Origin of the sequence: Sphingomonas phyllosphaerae FA2 (assembly GCF_000427645.1) — a bacterium.
Lineage (GTDB): Bacteria > Pseudomonadota > Alphaproteobacteria > Sphingomonadales > Sphingomonadaceae > Sphingomonas > Sphingomonas phyllosphaerae.
Map to the genome: position 1 here is coordinate 3,423,987 of NZ_KE386571.1, position 15,276 is coordinate 3,439,262.

Below are 15,276 nucleotides of genomic sequence, written 5' to 3' on the forward strand. Positions count from 1 at the left end.
TGTCACCCGCGGTAAGGTGCCGGCCTTATTTTCTGAATATCGCGTCGGCACTTGCGCGATGGTTAACGGCGCCTTCGATCTTTTTGCGCGTGCGGGCGATCTCGCCCTCCAGCGCGGTCACCCGCCCCTCCAGCTCCGCGACCGACAGGCGATCGAGGTCCTCGCGCAATAGCGCGGTCAGCGGGTCGTCGGGGCGCGCCCCCAGGATGTCGTCCAGGTCCATGGGCAGCATCGTTGACGCTGGGGAACACGGAGTCAATATGGCCCCTGACCGCAAGACAGGGCTCCCGACACGATGACCGACGTCCCCGATACGATGCTCGCGATCGACCCTGCCGAGGCGGGTGGACCCGAGGTGCTGGTGCCGGAGCGCCGTCCCGTTCCGGTGCCGGGCGATGGCGAGGTGCTGGTGCGTGTGGCCGCGGCGGGGGTGAACCGCCCCGATGTGATGCAGCGGCAGGGATCGTACCCGCCGCCGCCCGGCGCCCCCTCGACGTTGGGGCTGGAAATTGCAGGCGAGGTGGTCGCGCTGGGCGAGGGCGTCGACCCCGACATGCTGGGGCAGCGCGTCTGTGCGTTGATCGCGGGCGGGGGCTATGCCGAATATGCGGTTGCGCCGGCCGGGCAATGCCTGCCGGTGCCTGACGCGCTGACGCTGGAAGAGGCGGCGGCGATCCCCGAAACCTTGTTCACCGTGTGGACGAACCTGTTCGAGCGCGCCTTCGCGGTCGAGGGCGACACGGTGCTGGTCCATGGCGGGACCAGCGGGATCGGGACGATGGCGATCACGCTCGGCAATCTGTTCGGGCTGGAGGTGATCGTGACGGTCGGCTCGCCCGAGAAGCAGGCGGCGGCGTTGCGGCTCGGGGCGGATCATGCGATCGACTATAAGCAGGAGGATTTCGTCGCGCGGGTCAAGGAGATCACCAATGGTCGCGGCTGTGCGGCGGTGCTCGACATGGTCGGGGGCGATTACGTGCCGCGCAACCTGCAATGTCTGGCCGAGGATGGCCGCCACGTCTCGATCGCGGTGCAGCGCGGCGCGTCGGCAACGGTGCCGCTGTTCGAGATCATGAAGCGGCGGCTGACGCTGACCGGCTCGACGTTGCGCGCGCGCGACGCGGGGTTCAAGGCGCTGGTCACCGAAGAGATCGTGCGGACGGTGTGGCCCTTCGCGACGGCGGGGAGGCTCAAGCCGGTGATGGATCGCAGCTTCCCCTTCGCGCAGGCGGCGGACGCGCACCGGCGGATGGAAGAGGGCAGCCATGTGGGGAAGATCGTGCTGACGATGGGGTGAGGGGAACGCTCGTCGCGCCGCCTCCCTTCGTCATTCCCGCGCAGGCGAGAATCCAGAACCTCTGACGATCCGCCTCTATCGACGGACCCGCGCGTCTGGATCCCCGTATGTGCGGGAATGACGAGGGGTAGGAGCGTCGTGCAACGACGTTGATCAGCGCCGCTCGTAGGCCTTGGGCAGCGCGCCCTCGGTCGGCGTCAGGTAGCGGTCGCGCAACTCCGTCTGACGCGAGCGCATCGGTTGCGACACGCCGTCGATCCACGTCGCGACGGGCACCGACGACAGCTCCAGCGGATCGCCGTCCCAGATCACTACGTCCGCGCGCCGCCCGGCACGCAGCGAGCCGATCTCGCCGCCCATCCCGATCGCCTCGGCCGGGCCGCTGGTGATCGACGCGAACGCCTGTCCCCAGTCGAGCCCGGTGGCGCCGGGGATGCGGGCGATGGCGACGAGATTGCCCGCGAACTGCCGCAGCACATGGTCGCCGCCCGATGCTCCGGTCGAGGCGAGCGCCACGGGCACCCCGGCGGCGCGCAGCCGCCCGACGTTCGACTCGGTCGCGGCGAGATTCTCGAACTGCGCGGGTAGATCAGCGAGCGCCGCCGCGATCACCGGCACCTTCGCCGCGGCGATCTCGCGCGCGATCAGCCAGCCCTCGGTCACGCCGACCAGCACCAGCCTGAGCTTAGGATAATCGCGCGGCAGCGCCAGCACGTTGCGGATGTCCGCGGCCCGCTCGACATGCACCAGCAGCGGCACCTGCCCATCGAGCACGCGCAGCAGCGCCTCGGCGTCGGCGCGCGTCACCAAGGCGTCGCGCGAACGCCCGTCGAACGCGGCGGGGTTGCGGCGGAAGTCCTGTGCCTGCGCAAAGGCGTCGCGGAGCAGCGCATAGGCCGCCGGCCGGCTGCCTCCCGCCAGCTTGCCGCCGCCTTCGCCCAGCTCGACGAACTGGAACGCGCGCGGGCGCGTCACTGCGTTCGGGTCTGCGCCAAGATCGATGATCGCGCCCTGGCCCGCGAAGATCGAGCTTTCGGCGCTCGGCGTCACGATTGCGCGGGTGACGCCGAACAGCCGCTCGTTTGCAATCTTTACCGCCGCGGGATTGACCCCCAGCGACACATCAATCGCGGCCTTGAACGGTGCGTTGCGCGCACCGGCATCGTTGCTTTCCTGCACGCCGTCGGCGTCGACCAGCGAGATATCGCTCAGCGCCGAGACGACGCCCGCCGACACCCATTTGCCGGCCGCGTCGATCACCTGCGCGCCGGCGGGCACCGCGACGCCGCGCCCGGCGGCGACGATCCGCCCGTTCGCGATCACCACCGTGCCACCCTCGATCGGCGCGGAGCCGTCGCCGATCGCGACCGTGCCGCCGGTGATCGCCACCGTTTGCGCAACGGCAGGCGTCGCCAGCATCGTGGCGAGGAGGAAGAGCGCGCGCTTCACTTGACGTCTCCCGAGCCGGGCTGGCCGAGTTCGAAGTCGCTCACCGGGCGACGTTTGGGATCATTGGCATCGTAGAGCAATGCGCCATCGACCCAAACCTTTTCGGGCCGTGTGTAGACGCTGAACGGATTGCCGTTCCACAGAACTACGTCGGCCATCTTACCGGGCTTAAGGCTGCCGGTCTGCGCATCAATGCCGAGCGCCTTGGCGGGCCCAAGCGACAGCCACTTCCACGCCGCAGCGTCGCTGATCTGGATGCCCGAGTGGCGCGCCGACGACAGCACCTTGGCGACTTCCTGATTGAGCCGCTGGATGCCGTTCTCGTCATCGGAATGGATCATCGCGCACGCGCCGGCATTCTCGAGGATCGCGAGGTTCTCGCCGATCCCATCATAGCTTTCCATCTTGAAGCCGTACCAATCGGCCCACACCGCCGCGCACGTCCCGCTCGCCTTGAGCAGATCGGCGATCTTGTACGCCTCCACCGCGTGGTGGAAGGCGGTGACGTGGTAGCCGAACTCCTTGGCCATGTCGAGGACGATCGCCATCTCGTCGGCGCGGTAGCAATGGTTCTGGACCATGATCTCGCCCGACAGCACGCCGCGCAGCGTGTCCATGCCGATGTCGCGATCGGGGGCGTCGCCGCCTTCGGCCTCGTATTTGTCCCACTTGCGCTTGTAGGCGACCGCCTTCGCCCAGGTCTGGCGATCGACCGCGACATTGCCCATCCGCGTCGAGGGCTCGCGATTCTTGCTGCCGTACACGCGCTTGGGATTTTCACCGCACGCCATCTTCAGGCCATAGGGCGCGCCGGGAAACTTCATCGCCTGCATCGTGCGCGCATAGACGTTCTTGAGCACCACGCTGCGGCCGCCCATCAGGTTTGCCGAGCCGGGCAGGATCTGCAACGTCGTCACCCCGCCGTTCGCCAGCGCGCGGCCGAAGCCGGGGTCCTGCGGCCAGACGCTGTGTTCGGCCCAGACGTCGGCGGTGATCGGTGCGGTCGCCTCGTTGCCGTCCGAATGCGCCTGCACCGATGGGGTCGGATAGTCGCCGAGATGGCTGTGGATGTCGACGACGCCGGGGGTGACGTATTTGCCCTGTCCGTCGATCACCGTCGCGCCAGGCGGGGCGTCGAGCGTCTGTCCGACTGCGACCACCTTGCCGTCGGCGAACAGCACCGCGCCGCCGTCGATCCGATTGCCCTCACCATCGAAGACCGTGACGTTGCGCACAAGCGTCGGCGCGCCGGGGTAGGCACGATAAGTGGAGGGATAAGGATCGCGCGCGTAGCGGACCGGCGGCGCCTTCTTCGCGGCGGTGGCTGGCTTCTCCTTGGTCGTGGCACACGCCGTTAGCGGTAGCGCCAGCAACGCGACCGACAGCAAAGCGCGCCGTGCGCGATCCGAATTCATGGCGGTGCCCCTTTTTATTCATTCTTTGTTGTCCCGATCATGGACGCCGTCTTGCGCTGCGGTCAAGCGACACCGGTGTCATTCGATCGCAAAGCGCAGGCGGAAAAAGGTTCCAGGTCGATATTTGCCGACGCAAATAGATACATGTTGATTTCATTTAACGGGCGCGTTGACCTGTTCCGAAACGCTGTCTAGGGCGAGGCACGTAAATAAGGGAGCTCCCCATGTCCGAAGATACCATCACTGCCAACGCAGTTGAGCTTGCTACCGAACTGACCATCGCGTGGCTCGCCAATCCCAACACCCGCGCCTCGGGCGAGGATGTGCCGGCATTTCTGCGCACGATGCATGATGCGGTGACCAACCTGTCGTCGTCGACTGCGCCGGCCGCGCCGGAAGAGCCCGCCACCGAATATACCCCGGCGGTGTCGGTGCGAAAGTCGCTGGCGTCGAAGGATCACCTGATCTCGCTGATCGACGGGAAGCCTTACAAGACGCTGCGCCGCCATCTGGCCGGTCATGGTCTTACCCCGGACGACTATCGTCAGCGTTATGGCCTGAAGCCCGACTATCCGATGGTCGCCGAGAGCTATTCGGAAGCGCGCCGCGACATGGCCAAGAAGATCGGTCTCGGCCGCAAGCCCGGCGCGCGCCGCACCGAGGCCGCTCCGGCCGCCGAGCCCACGACCAGTGGCCGTGGCCGCCGCAAGGCCGCACAGGCGGAGGGCTGATCGCCCGTACCGCACGGGGCTGCACGCCGATGTCGATCGTCGATCCGATGATCGCACCGGCGGTCGACCGCGCCCGTGCATCGCTCGCGCAGGCCCTGCGCGAGATGGTGGGCAGCGGCGAGCTGGATCTCGCCCGCCCGCCCGGCGATCCCGGGCTGATCGCCGAAACGTCCCCCGCGTGGCGGGTACACGGCGACTTCTCCGCAATGATGATCGGCGGCATCTCCGCCTTGCTGCTCCAGATGCTGCATCCCGGCGCGCTGGCGGGGGTTTGGGATCACAGCGACTTCAGAAATGACCGGCTTGGTCGCTTGCGGCGCACCGCGCAGTTCATCGCCGTCACCACCTATGGCCCGACCGATCTGGCTGAGCGCACGATCGCGCATGTCCGCGCGATTCATGACCGCATTCACGGGCACTTGCCCGACGGCACGCGCTATGATGCCAACGATTCTGCGCTGTTGACCTGGGTGCACGTCGCCGAGACCGACAGCTTCCTGCGCGGCTATCTGCGCTATCGTGACGCAACCTTGTCGCCCGACGATCAGGATCGGTACGTGGCCGATGCCGCGGTGGTCGCCGAACGGCTCGGCGCGCGGGAGGTGCCGCGCTCGCGCGCCGATATCGCCGCTTATTACCGTGTTGTCCGCCCACAATTGCGTGGCGACCATCGCGTGTGCGAAGTCGCCGATGCGCTGCTCGCGCCCAGCCCCGACCGTGCGCAGGCCGCCGGGCTGGCGGTAGCGGCCGCGGCTGCGCTCGACCTGCTTCCCGACTGGGCGGCCGCGCTCCACGATCGCCGCGCGCCGCCGCTCGCGCGGCCCGCGATCCGTGCCGGCGCGGACGGGATGAGCCGCGTGCTGCGCTGGGCCTTGCGCGCGCCCTGAACCGTTCCTGCGGCTGACTCGTTCTGCTGAACGAAGGAGCCGACATTATGCCGCTGACCACCGACGCCGAGATCAGGACCTTGCTGGAAGAGGTGCGCACGATCGCGCTGGTCGGCGCCTCCGATCGGCCTAGCCGCCCGTCGAACGGGGTAATGGCGACGTTGCAAGCGCATGGTTATCGTGTGATCCCGGTCAATCCGCAGATCACCGGTACGCATGTTCACGGCGAATTCGTGTTCCGCGATCTGTCGCAGCTTGGCGATCCGATCGATATGGTCGACATCTTCCGCCGCTCGTCGGAGGCGGGCGCGGTCGTGGACGAGGCGATCGCGATTGGCGCGAAGGCGGTATGGTTGCAATTGGGCGTCGTCGACGAAGCCGCCGCCGCGCGTGCCGAAGCGGCGGGGCTGAAGGTGGTTATGGATCGCTGTCCGGCGATCGACATCCAGCGGCTCGGGGTTCGACCGATCGCCGCATAGCCTCTTCATAACCATAGCGAATGCTGCGGATCACGAGCGACGGCGTTCTTCACGCACTCCCCATAGATCGTCACAACTGTTACATGCCCCTTCAACACCAGAAAAAGGGGAGTGCATGTCCAGTCTGTTCCGGCGCAAGCCGATCGCGATCGATCATGGCGATGGGCACGTCCTCGCGCGCACGCTGTCGTGGCCGCATCTCGTAGCGCTGGGTGTCGGCGCGATCGTCGGGACGGGGATCCTCACGCTGATCGGCGTCGGCGCGGATCGCGCGGGACCGGCCGTGATGCTCAGCTTCGCGATCGCGGGGGCGATCTGCGCCTGCGCCGCGCTGGCCTATGCCGAAATGTCGACGATGATCCCGGCCTCGGGCAGCGCCTATACGTACAGCTATGTCGTGCTGGGTGAGGTGATCGCCTGGGTGATCGGCTGGTCGCTGATCCTCGAATATTCGCTGGTCGTCTCGACCGTGGCGGTTGGCTGGTCCGGCTATGCCTCGGCGCTGCTGACCCCGCTCGGCTTCCCGGCCGCGCTGACTAATGGGCCGGAGCTGGGCGGAATTGTCAATGTGCCCGCGGTGTTCATCATCGCGGTCGTTGCCGGGCTGCTGTGCTTCGGCACGAAGGAGAGCGCGACGCTCAACGCAGTGCTGGTGGCCGTGAAGCTGGTCGCGCTGACCGTGTTCGTGATCGTTGCGCTGCCGCATTTCGACCCCGCCAACCTCCATCCGTTCATGCCGCATGGCTTCACCGCCTCGGTCGATCCGGACGGCAAGGAGCGTGGGGTGATGGCAGCCGCCGCGATCATCTTCTTCGCTTTCTATGGCTTCGACGCGATCTCGACCGCGGCGGAGGAAACCAAGAACCCGGGACGGGACCTGTCGATCGGGATCATCGGATCGATGTTCGGGTGCATCGTCATCTATGTCGGCGTCGCGGTCGCGGCGGTCGGCGCGCTCAGCTACACGCGCTTTGCGGGCTCGCCCGAGCCGCTGGCGCTGATCCTGCGTGACATCGGAAAGCCAGGGTTCGCGACCTTCCTCGCTGCCAGCGCGGTGATCGCGCTGCCGACGGTGCTGCTGGGTTTCCTGTTCGGACAGAGCCGGATCTTCTTCGTAATGGCGCGCGACGGGCTGTTGCCGGCGGGGTTGGCGAAGGTGTCGCGACGTGGCGCGCCGGTGCGGATCACGCTGATGACTGCGGCGCTGGTCGCGGTGATCGCGGGGGTGATGCCGATCGACGCGATCGCCGCGCTCGCCAACGCGGGCACGCTGGCGGCGTTCGTCGCGGTGTGCGTGTGCATGATGGTAATGCGCCGCCGTGCGCCCGATGCCGAGCGGACCTTCCGCGCGCCGCTCGCGCCGGTCGTGGGCACGCTGGGCGTGCTGGGATGCGTGTATCTGTTCTTCAGCCTGCCGTTGAAGACGCAGGAATATTTTCTGTTGTGGAACGTCGCGGGGCTGGTGCTTTACTTCGTTTACGGGCGGAAGCGCGCGGCGGTGGCTTGAGAGTCGGGGAAGGCCTCTCTTCCACTTCCGTCATCCCCGCGCAGACGGGGATCCAGCCGCGCAGGTCTTCGTAGAAGCCGCAACGTTAGAGGTTCTGGATTCCCGCCTTCGCGGGAATGACGGAGGGGACGCTCAGCGCTTCTTCACGAATTCCGCGCGCAAGACCAATCCCTTGATCCCGTCGAAGCGGCAGTCGATTTCCTGCGGATCGCCGGTCAGTCGGATCGACTTGATCGCGGTGCCGCGCTTGAGCGTCTGGCTGGTGCCCTTGACCTTCAGGTCCTTGATAAGCGTGACCGCATCGCCGTCGGCGAGCAGGTTGCCGACCGCATCGCGCACTTCGACGCCCTCCGCCGGCGCGGCGGCGGTTGCTTCACCGGCCTGCACCCATTCGCCGGTCGCTTCGTCGTAGATATATTCGTCGCTCAACTTTTCGTCCCCACAAGCAGTAAGGGAGGACCCAGCGGCCCTCCCTTCCCGAAATCACCCTGATCGTCATCGCTTACGCAGCGAGGTTCCGCAGCACGTACTGCAGGATGCCGCCATTCAGGAAGTATTCCAGCTCGTTCACCGTATCGATCCGGCAACGGGTCTGGAACTGCTCGGTCGACCCATCCTGGCGCTTCAGCGTGACGGTCACGTCCTGACGCGGGCGCAGCTGCGCGACGTGCTGGATGGTGAAGGTCTCGTCGCCGGTCAGCTTGAGCGTTTCGCGGGTCACGCCCTCGGCGAACTGGAGCGGGAGAACGCCCATGCCGACGAGGTTCGAGCGGTGGATGCGCTCGAAGCTCTCGGTGATAACCGCCCGCACGCCCAACAGGTTAGTGCCCTTCGCCGCCCAGTCGCGCGACGAGCCGGTGCCATATTCCTTGCCGGCGATGATGACGAGCGGGGTGCCGTCGGCCTTGTGACGCATTGCGGCGTCGTAGATTGGCATCACCTGACCCTCGTAGCGGCTCATACCGCCCTCAACCCCCGGCACCATCTCGTTTTTGATACGGATGTTGGCGAAGGTGCCGCGCATCATGACCTCGTGATGGCCACGGCGCGCGCCGTAGCTGTTGAAGTCGGCGCGGCTGACCTGATGCTCCTGCAACCACGTCCCCGCCGGGCTGTCGGCCTTGATGCTGCCGGCCGGCGAAATGTGGTCGGTTGTGATCGAATCGCCGAGGATTGCCAACGGCTTGGCCTCGATGATGTCGGTCACCGGCGCCGGGGTCATCTCCATGCCCTCGAAGTACGGCGGGTTGGCGACATAGGTCGAGCCGGCGCGCCATGCGTAGGTGTCCGAGCCGGTCACGTCGATCGCCTGCCACTTCGAGTCGCCGGCATAGACGTTGCCGTAGCGCGCGCGGAACATACCGTCGTCGATGTTGGCGGCCATGAGGTCGGAAACCTCCTGGTTGGTCGGCCAGATGTCGCGCAAGTACACATCCGCGCCATCGGTGCCCTGACCGATCGGCGTCTCGTTCATGTCGGTGGTCACGGTGCCTTTCAGCGCATAAGCGACGACGAGCGGCGGCGAGGCGAGGAAGTTGGCGCGCACGTCGGGCGACACGCGGCCCTCGAAGTTGCGGTTGCCCGACAGCACCGAGGCGGCGACGAGATCGTTCTCGTTGATCGCCTTGCTGATCGGCGCGGCGAGCGGCCCCGAATTGCCGATGCAGGTGGTGCAGCCATAGCCGACGAGGTTGAAGCCGATCGCGTCGAGATCCGCCGACAGCCCGGCCTTGTCGAGATAGTCGGTGACCACCTGCGACCCCGGCGCGAGCGAGGTCTTCACCCACGGCTTCGGCTTGAGCCCGAGCGCGTTCGCCTTGCGTGCGACCAGACCGGCGGCGACCAGCACCGACGGGTTCGAGGTGTTGGTGCAGCTGGTGATCGCGGCGATCACGACGTCGCCGTCGCCGATGTCATGCCCACGCTCGTCAACCGCGACGCGTGCCGGCTTTTCCTTGTGGTACAGCTTGAACAGGTCGCCGTTGAACACCTCGTCGACGGTGTCGAGGCTGACCTTGTCCTGCGGGCGCTTCGGGCCGGCGAGCGACGGCACCACCGTGCCCATGTCCAGCTCCAGCGTGTCGGTGAACACGGGATCGGGGGCGTCGGCGTAGCGCCACATGCCCTGCGCCTTGGCATAGGCCTCGGTCAGCGCGACGACTTCGTCCGGGCGGCCGGTGAGGCGCATGTAATCGAGCGTCTTGTCGTCGACCGGGAAGAAGCCGCAGGTCGCGCCGTATTCGGGCGCCATGTTGGCGATCGTCGCGCGATCGGCGAGCGTCATCTGATCGAGGCCCGGGCCGTAGAATTCGACGAAGCGGCCGACCACGCCCTTGGCGCGCAGCATCTGCGTGACGGTGAGGACGAGGTCGGTGGCGGTGATGCCCTCGCGCAGCGCGCCGGTCAGCTTGAAGCCGACGACCTCGGGGATCAGCATCGACACCGGCTGGCCGAGCATCGCGGCCTCGGCCTCGATCCCGCCGACGCCCCAGCCGAGCACGCCGAGGCCGTTGATCATCGTCGTGTGGCTGTCGGTGCCGACCAAGGTATCCGGGTAAGCCATCGTCGCGCCGTTCTTCGCATGGTCACCGGTTTCCGCCGACGCCCAGACCGCATGGCCGATATATTCGAGGTTCACCTGGTGGCAGATGCCGGTGCCCGGCGGCACGACCTTGAAATTGTCGAGCGCCTTGCTGCCCCACTTCAGGAATTCGTAGCGCTCCGCATTGCGGGCATATTCGAGATCGACGTTGTCCTCGAACGCCTTGGGCGTACCGAATTCGTCGACCATGACCGAGTGATCGATGACGAGGTGGACCGGCACCTGGGGATTGATCTTCGCCGCGTCGCCGCCCAGCTTCGTGATCGCATCGCGCATCGCGGCCAGATCGACCACGCACGGCACGCCGGTGAAATCCTGCATCAGCACGCGCGCGGGGCGATACTGGATCTCGCGGTCCGAACGGCGCTCCTGCTGCCAGTCGATGATCGCCTTCACGTCGGCTTCGGTGACGGTGACGCCGTCCTCGAAGCGCAGCATGTTTTCGAGCAGCACCTTCATCGAGAAGGGCAGGCGGCTGATGTCGCCGAACTTTTCCTCGGCGGTCTTCAGCGAGAAATAGTCGTATGACTTGCCCCCGGCCTGCAGCGTCTGGCGGGCGTTGAGCGTATCCTGGCCGATGGCCGTCATGGGCAAAGTCCTTTCTTCAAGGGCCGACGTCGGGCGGCGAGCGCGCGCGGCGACGGGAGCGAAATTCTCGGTCGCCGCGGGCGATAGCAGCGGTGCCGCATGTGCGAAAGGGGGCGGGGAGCAACGGATGTAAGCGATTGTGGCTGGGGCGGTGCACGGGTGATGGCGGGCGCTGTATTCCCCGCGCGGGAATGGCGGGGAAGGTAGTGAACCACGCGAGCGCCGGGCAGTTGGAACGGCAAACTGCTGCTGGGGCGAAAGAACGAGGCGATGCCGCGCAAGCTGAAAGTTTTCCGCACCCCCGCAGGCTTCCACGACGCTTATGTCGCGGCGCCGAGTCGCAAGGCCGCGTTGGCTGCGTGGGGCGCCACCGCCGATCTGTTCGCGCGCGGTGCGGCGGAAGAGGTGACCGATCCGGCGCTGATGGAAGCGCCGCTCGCCGCGCCAGGTGAGGTCGTGAAGAGGTCGCGTGGGAGCGCGGAGGAGCAGCTTGCCGCCGCGCCGGCACCGCGGCGCGCGGGCAAGCCGGCGGTGTCGAAGAAGAGCGCCGCCAAGCCCGCGCCCCGGCCGAGCCGTGCGGCGCTTGATGACGCGGAGGCGGCGCTCGACACGGCCGCCGCCGCCGAGGAAGCGGAGCGAAAGGAGCTGGCGAAGCGTCGCGCGGCGCTGGAGCGCGAGGAGAAGGCGGCCGAACAGCGGTGGCGCACGGAGCGGCGCGCGCTGGAGGACGCGCGCGATGCGGCGCGCGAGCGGTACGAAGCGGCGCTGGCGAAATGGCGGGGGTGATCGCGGCGGGGTTCTCGCCATGACCGGGATCGTGCGCGCTCCGGTTATGGCGAGCGCCACGCACCGGATTCCTGTCCCCCCTCCGTTACCCCGGACTTGATCCAGGGTCCCGCTTGCGCCGCAACCGTCGAGAAGAAGCGGGGGCCCGGATCAAGTCCGGGGCGACGGCGTGGTTCGGGCTGTCCTACATGCACGCGGTTGCGGTATTTTCTCCATCGGCAGCGTGGGGATCGAAATGAGCGACGGCGGCGAGGCAGCGTTCCGGCATCGGCATGACGGGTGGACGCCGTTGCGGCAGACGACCTTCCTGCGCACGCTGCGCGAAACGGGGTGCGTGCGCTCGGCCTGTCAGCGGGTCGGGCTGAGTTCGACCTCGGCCTATCGCGTCAAGCGGCGCATTCCCGAGTTCGGTGCGGCGTGGGATGCGGCGCTCGCGTATCGATTGCCGGCGCTGGAGCGCGCCGCCTATGCGCGCGCGGTCGAGGGATGGCTGGAGCCGATCGTCTACAAGGGCGAGGTGGTGGCACCGGCGGCGCTATTCGGATGCGATGCTGCGGCTGTTGTTGCAGCGCGAGGATGCGCGTCCGGTGCCGGACGTGGCCAAGGGGAGCGGCGGGCGGCTGGTGACATCGGCGCGGGCGCGGGCCGAGGCGGAGCTGCTCCAGCGGCTGAAAGCGATGGCCAAGCGGCAGCAGGCACGCGGCGAGGGCGAGCCGGGGGCTTCAGGCGCATCAGGCGGCTGAGGCGCGCCATCGCGCGGCCGCGAGCGTCGCGCAGACACGCAGCGGCCCGGGTTCGTCATTGCGAGCGCAGCGAAGCAATCCAGAGCCGGATCAGGACGCCCTGGATTGCTTCGCTGCGCTCGCAATGACGACGTCGGTTCGACTTGATGCCAACGCGCCTACAGCGTTCCGATCATCTCCCTCAGCACCTCGAGGCAGGCCACGCCGAGCGCCTTCGACCGCTCCGCGCTCCAGCCGAATGCCGGATCGGGGTTCGCGTCGTGATCCTTGAACGGCATTTCCAGCGTGACCGATACCGCGCCGAACCGCTCGGCCAGCTGGTTGGTCGACATCGACAGGTTGGCGTTGCCGGGCGCGGACTTCTCATAGCCGAGCTGGGTCTGGAAATCGGGGGTGTGCGCCGCCAGCCGACGGCCGAATTCGGTGAAGCTGTCACCGCGCGCGTTGTTCCACGACGGAATGCCCTCAAACCCGGCGATGAAATTGGCGGCGATCGCCTCGTCGCCGTGAACGTCGATCGCGAAGGTGACGCCGGTCGCGTCCATCTCGCGCAGCACGCACAGCACTTCGGGGCTGCGCTCCGGCGACGGCGCGTGCCATTCGCGGTTGAGGTTCACCCCCGCCGCGTTGGTGCGCAGGTGCCCGCGGCGCGTGCCGTCGGGGTTCATGTTCGGGACGACATGGACGGTCGCTTCGCGGAGCAGCGGCGCGGCGGCGGGGCTGGTCAGCCAGTCGAGCGCGCCCTCCATCCAATATTCGGTCATCGATTCGCCCGGGTGCTGGCGCGCATAGAGCCACACCTGCTTCGCGCCGGTGCCGACCCGGAAATAGTCGATCGCCTGCCCGTCCAGCGTCTCGCCGAGCTGGCGGTGGGTGACGCCGGGGCGCGCCGCGATCCGCGCGACCAGCCGCGCGTGCATCTCCATCGTATAGGGCGCGAAATAGGCGAACCACGCCAGATCGGTCTGCCCGGTCCAGTCGAAGCTGAGCACGCCGCCGTCGTAGCGTGTGTCGATCATCCGCCACTGGTCGAGGTCGGTCGAGGCGCGTGCCTTGTAGCCCGGCCAGCCGAACGGATAGGCCGAGTCGCCCGCGTTGAGGATGCGGAAGGCGACGCGCTTGCCGCTGAGCCCGGCGGCGCGGAAATAGAACCATTGGAAGAAGTCGGACTGGTGATCGCGGACGATCTCCAGATCGCAGCGCCAGTCGTCGCCCGCACCCTCGATGGCGACGAACTTGATGTTGCCGCCATCGAAAGCGGCATTGATGTCCAGCGTCATTTTACCTCGACCGTCCGCCCCGACTCACCGGGGAAATTCTTGAAGAGCGCGCCGGCGAGCCGCGCGGCGACCGAGCCGGCGTCGGCGTCGGGCGCGCTGGTGTCGGTCAGCGATTGCGCCTGGCCTTCCCAGATCGCGTCGGCACCGTGGCGGATGCGCACCGCCAGTTCGGTGACCAGCCCGAGCCGCCCGCCCGAATCGCCGCCTACGGGGAAGCTCACGCCGCCGCCCAGCCCGGTGCCGCCGCGCCACCCTCCCGAATAGCCACCGCCGCCGATCCCGATCTGGATCGGCGAGCGCTTGGGCGGCAAACCGCGTTCGGCGCGCGTGAAGCCGACGGTGGCGATGAAGTCGGGCTTGCTGCCCGGTGCCGCGCTGGTGAAGCCGTTGCGCAGCAGCTCGGCCTCGACCGCGGCGGCATAGGTCTTGTATTCGAGGCTGGCGGACGAGGGACCGGGCAGCGGCTCGACCGCGATCGTCCCGCGCTCCGCCACCGCGTCATAATGGAAGCGCGTCGCCTGAACCGGAAAACGCTGCGGCCCGGTGGTGCAGGCAGCCAGCGGCGCCAGCGAAAGGGCCAGAAGAATCGCGCGACGCATGACACACCCTCGATAAGATCGTTGCGACATAGCAACGCACGCTTGCGGTACAAGCTCCGGGCAACGCACACTTCGGGTGCAAGCTCCCGCTCGGTTGACTTTCGGGCGTGCGCTCTCTAGGCGGCGCGCTTCCCAGTTTTCGAAGAAGCGCAGCCATGAAGATCCGCAACAGCCTGAAGTCGCTCAAGGACCGTCATCGCGACAATCGCGTGATCCGCCGTCGCGGCCGGACCTATGTCATCAACAAGACGAATCGCCGGTTCAAGGCCCGCCAGGGCTGATTTCCGGCGTGAAGCCGACGTCGGTCATCTTCGACGTCGGACACGTCCTGTACGACTGGAACCCTCGGGTTCTGTACGAGCGCCTGTTCGATGACGAACGGGCGCTCGACGTGTTCCTGAACGAGGTCGCCACGCGCGACTGGCATTTCCAGCACGACGCCGGTCGCCCGTTTGCGGAGACCAGCGCGGAGCTTGGCGCGCGCTTTCCGGACCATGCCGCGATGATCGCGCATTGGGGTCCGCGGTTCGGCGAGCAGATCCCGGGGCCGATCCCCGGTATGATCGCGATCGTCGAGGAGCTGGACGCCACCGGCGTGCCGCTGTTCGCGATCACCAACTTCAGCCACGAATTCTTCCCGCCGTTCCGCGCGCGCGAGGCGGCGGTGTTCGATCGCTTCCGCGACATCGTCGTGTCGGGCGAGGAGCGGTTGGTGAAGCCGGATGCGGCGATCTACCGGCTGGCGCTCGACCGATTCGGGCTGCGGGCGGAGGAAGCGTTCTTCATCGACGACAATGAAGCCAATATCGCCGGGGCGCAGGCGCTGGGCATCCACGCGCATCTGTTCACCGACGCCGCGACGCTGCGCCCCGCGCTGGTCGCCGCTGGCCTGCTGCGCTGAGGCGCGGCGGAA

General features: G+C 67.4%; 16 protein-coding genes. 9 read left to right on the top strand and 7 right to left on the bottom strand.

Annotated features, from left to right (window positions below; all coding sequences use genetic code 11):
• Positions 1-25 precede the first annotated feature (25 nt).
• Positions 26-223, bottom strand: coding sequence for a DUF1192 domain-containing protein (locus SPHPH_RS0116655; RefSeq protein WP_028967713.1), 198 nt, complete (start codon positions 221-223; stop codon positions 26-28).
• Between the two features lie 72 nt (positions 224-295).
• On the opposite strand from SPHPH_RS0116655, the gene SPHPH_RS0116660 reads away from it, so the two are divergent.
• A complete protein-coding gene (locus tag SPHPH_RS0116660) occupies positions 296-1,297 on the top strand; it encodes an NAD(P)H-quinone oxidoreductase (RefSeq protein WP_028967714.1) in 1,002 nt (333 codons plus the stop codon).
• Positions 1,298-1,450: 153 nt separating this feature from the next.
• Here SPHPH_RS0116660 and SPHPH_RS0116665 read toward each other — a convergent pair whose 3' ends face one another.
• On the bottom strand, positions 1,451-2,746 hold the full coding sequence (locus SPHPH_RS0116665; protein ID WP_028967715.1) for an amidohydrolase family protein: 1,296 nt from the start codon (positions 2,744-2,746) through the stop codon (positions 1,451-1,453).
• Positions 2,743-4,161 (bottom strand): amidohydrolase, encoded by a 1,419-nt coding sequence (locus SPHPH_RS0116670; RefSeq protein WP_028967716.1) that lies wholly within the window; start codon positions 4,159-4,161, stop codon positions 2,743-2,745. The genes SPHPH_RS0116665 and SPHPH_RS0116670 overlap by 4 nt, the downstream gene beginning before the upstream one ends.
• A gap of 224 nt (positions 4,162-4,385) precedes the next feature.
• Between SPHPH_RS0116670 and SPHPH_RS0116675 the strand changes: the two genes are divergently transcribed.
• From SPHPH_RS0116675 to SPHPH_RS0116690, 4 genes are all read left to right on the top strand, one after another.
• A complete protein-coding gene (locus SPHPH_RS0116675; RefSeq protein WP_028967717.1) occupies positions 4,386-4,892 on the top strand; it encodes a Ros/MucR family transcriptional regulator in 507 nt (168 codons plus the stop codon).
• Between the two features lie 29 nt (positions 4,893-4,921).
• Positions 4,922-5,779: an oxygenase MpaB family protein gene (locus SPHPH_RS0116680; RefSeq protein ID WP_238303165.1), complete on the top strand. Its 858-nt coding sequence runs from the start codon at positions 4,922-4,924 to the stop codon at positions 5,777-5,779.
• 47 nt (positions 5,780-5,826) lie between these two features.
• The gene (locus tag SPHPH_RS0116685; RefSeq protein ID WP_028967719.1) at positions 5,827-6,258 is read left to right on the top strand and encodes a CoA-binding protein; all 432 of its coding nucleotides are present in this window, start codon (positions 5,827-5,829) and stop codon (positions 6,256-6,258) included.
• A 115-nt stretch (positions 6,259-6,373) separates the two neighbouring features.
• Positions 6,374-7,765 carry an amino acid permease gene (locus tag SPHPH_RS0116690; RefSeq protein WP_037488766.1) on the top strand — a complete coding sequence of 464 codons (1,392 nt, stop codon included), beginning with the start codon at positions 6,374-6,376 and terminating at the stop codon, positions 7,763-7,765.
• A 132-nt stretch (positions 7,766-7,897) separates the two neighbouring features.
• Here the strand turns inward: SPHPH_RS0116690 and SPHPH_RS0116695 are convergent, their stop codons facing one another.
• Together SPHPH_RS0116695 and acnA are read right to left on the bottom strand one after the other, a co-directional pair.
• The gene (locus SPHPH_RS0116695; RefSeq protein ID WP_028967721.1) at positions 7,898-8,194 is read right to left on the bottom strand and encodes a zinc ribbon domain-containing protein YjdM; all 297 of its coding nucleotides are present in this window, start codon (positions 8,192-8,194) and stop codon (positions 7,898-7,900) included.
• Positions 8,195-8,267: 73 nt separating this feature from the next.
• Complete coding sequence (gene acnA, locus SPHPH_RS0116700) at positions 8,268-10,955, bottom strand: aconitate hydratase AcnA (RefSeq protein WP_028967722.1); 2,688 nt, start codon at positions 10,953-10,955, stop codon at positions 8,268-8,270.
• Positions 10,956-11,225: 270 nt separating this feature from the next.
• On the opposite strand from acnA, the gene SPHPH_RS0116705 reads away from it, so the two are divergent.
• Together SPHPH_RS0116705 and SPHPH_RS0116710 are read left to right on the top strand one after the other, a co-directional pair.
• Complete coding sequence (locus tag SPHPH_RS0116705) at positions 11,226-11,741, top strand: hypothetical protein (protein WP_028967723.1); 516 nt, start codon at positions 11,226-11,228, stop codon at positions 11,739-11,741.
• A 548-nt stretch (positions 11,742-12,289) separates the two neighbouring features.
• On the top strand, positions 12,290-12,484 hold the full coding sequence (locus tag SPHPH_RS0116710; protein ID WP_028967724.1) for a hypothetical protein: 195 nt from the start codon (positions 12,290-12,292) through the stop codon (positions 12,482-12,484).
• A 158-nt stretch (positions 12,485-12,642) separates the two neighbouring features.
• Here SPHPH_RS0116710 and SPHPH_RS0116715 read toward each other — a convergent pair whose 3' ends face one another.
• Both SPHPH_RS0116715 and SPHPH_RS0116720 read right to left on the bottom strand, forming a co-directional pair.
• Complete coding sequence (locus tag SPHPH_RS0116715; RefSeq protein WP_028967725.1) at positions 12,643-13,764, bottom strand: M14 family metallopeptidase; 1,122 nt, start codon at positions 13,762-13,764, stop codon at positions 12,643-12,645.
• A complete protein-coding gene (locus SPHPH_RS0116720) occupies positions 13,761-14,363 on the bottom strand; it encodes a DUF4136 domain-containing protein (RefSeq protein ID WP_037488768.1) in 603 nt (200 codons plus the stop codon). Before SPHPH_RS0116720 ends, SPHPH_RS0116715 begins: the two co-directional genes overlap by 4 nt.
• Before the next feature lie 155 nt (positions 14,364-14,518).
• On the opposite strand from SPHPH_RS0116720, the gene ykgO reads away from it, so the two are divergent.
• Both ykgO and SPHPH_RS0116730 read left to right on the top strand, forming a co-directional pair.
• Positions 14,519-14,644, top strand: coding sequence for a type B 50S ribosomal protein L36 (gene ykgO / locus SPHPH_RS0116725; RefSeq protein WP_003046794.1), 126 nt, complete (start codon positions 14,519-14,521; stop codon positions 14,642-14,644).
• 8 nt (positions 14,645-14,652) lie between these two features.
• Positions 14,653-15,264 carry an HAD family hydrolase gene (locus SPHPH_RS0116730; RefSeq protein WP_156026072.1) on the top strand — a complete coding sequence of 204 codons (612 nt, stop codon included), beginning with the start codon at positions 14,653-14,655 and terminating at the stop codon, positions 15,262-15,264.
• Positions 15,265-15,276 lie beyond the last annotated feature (12 nt).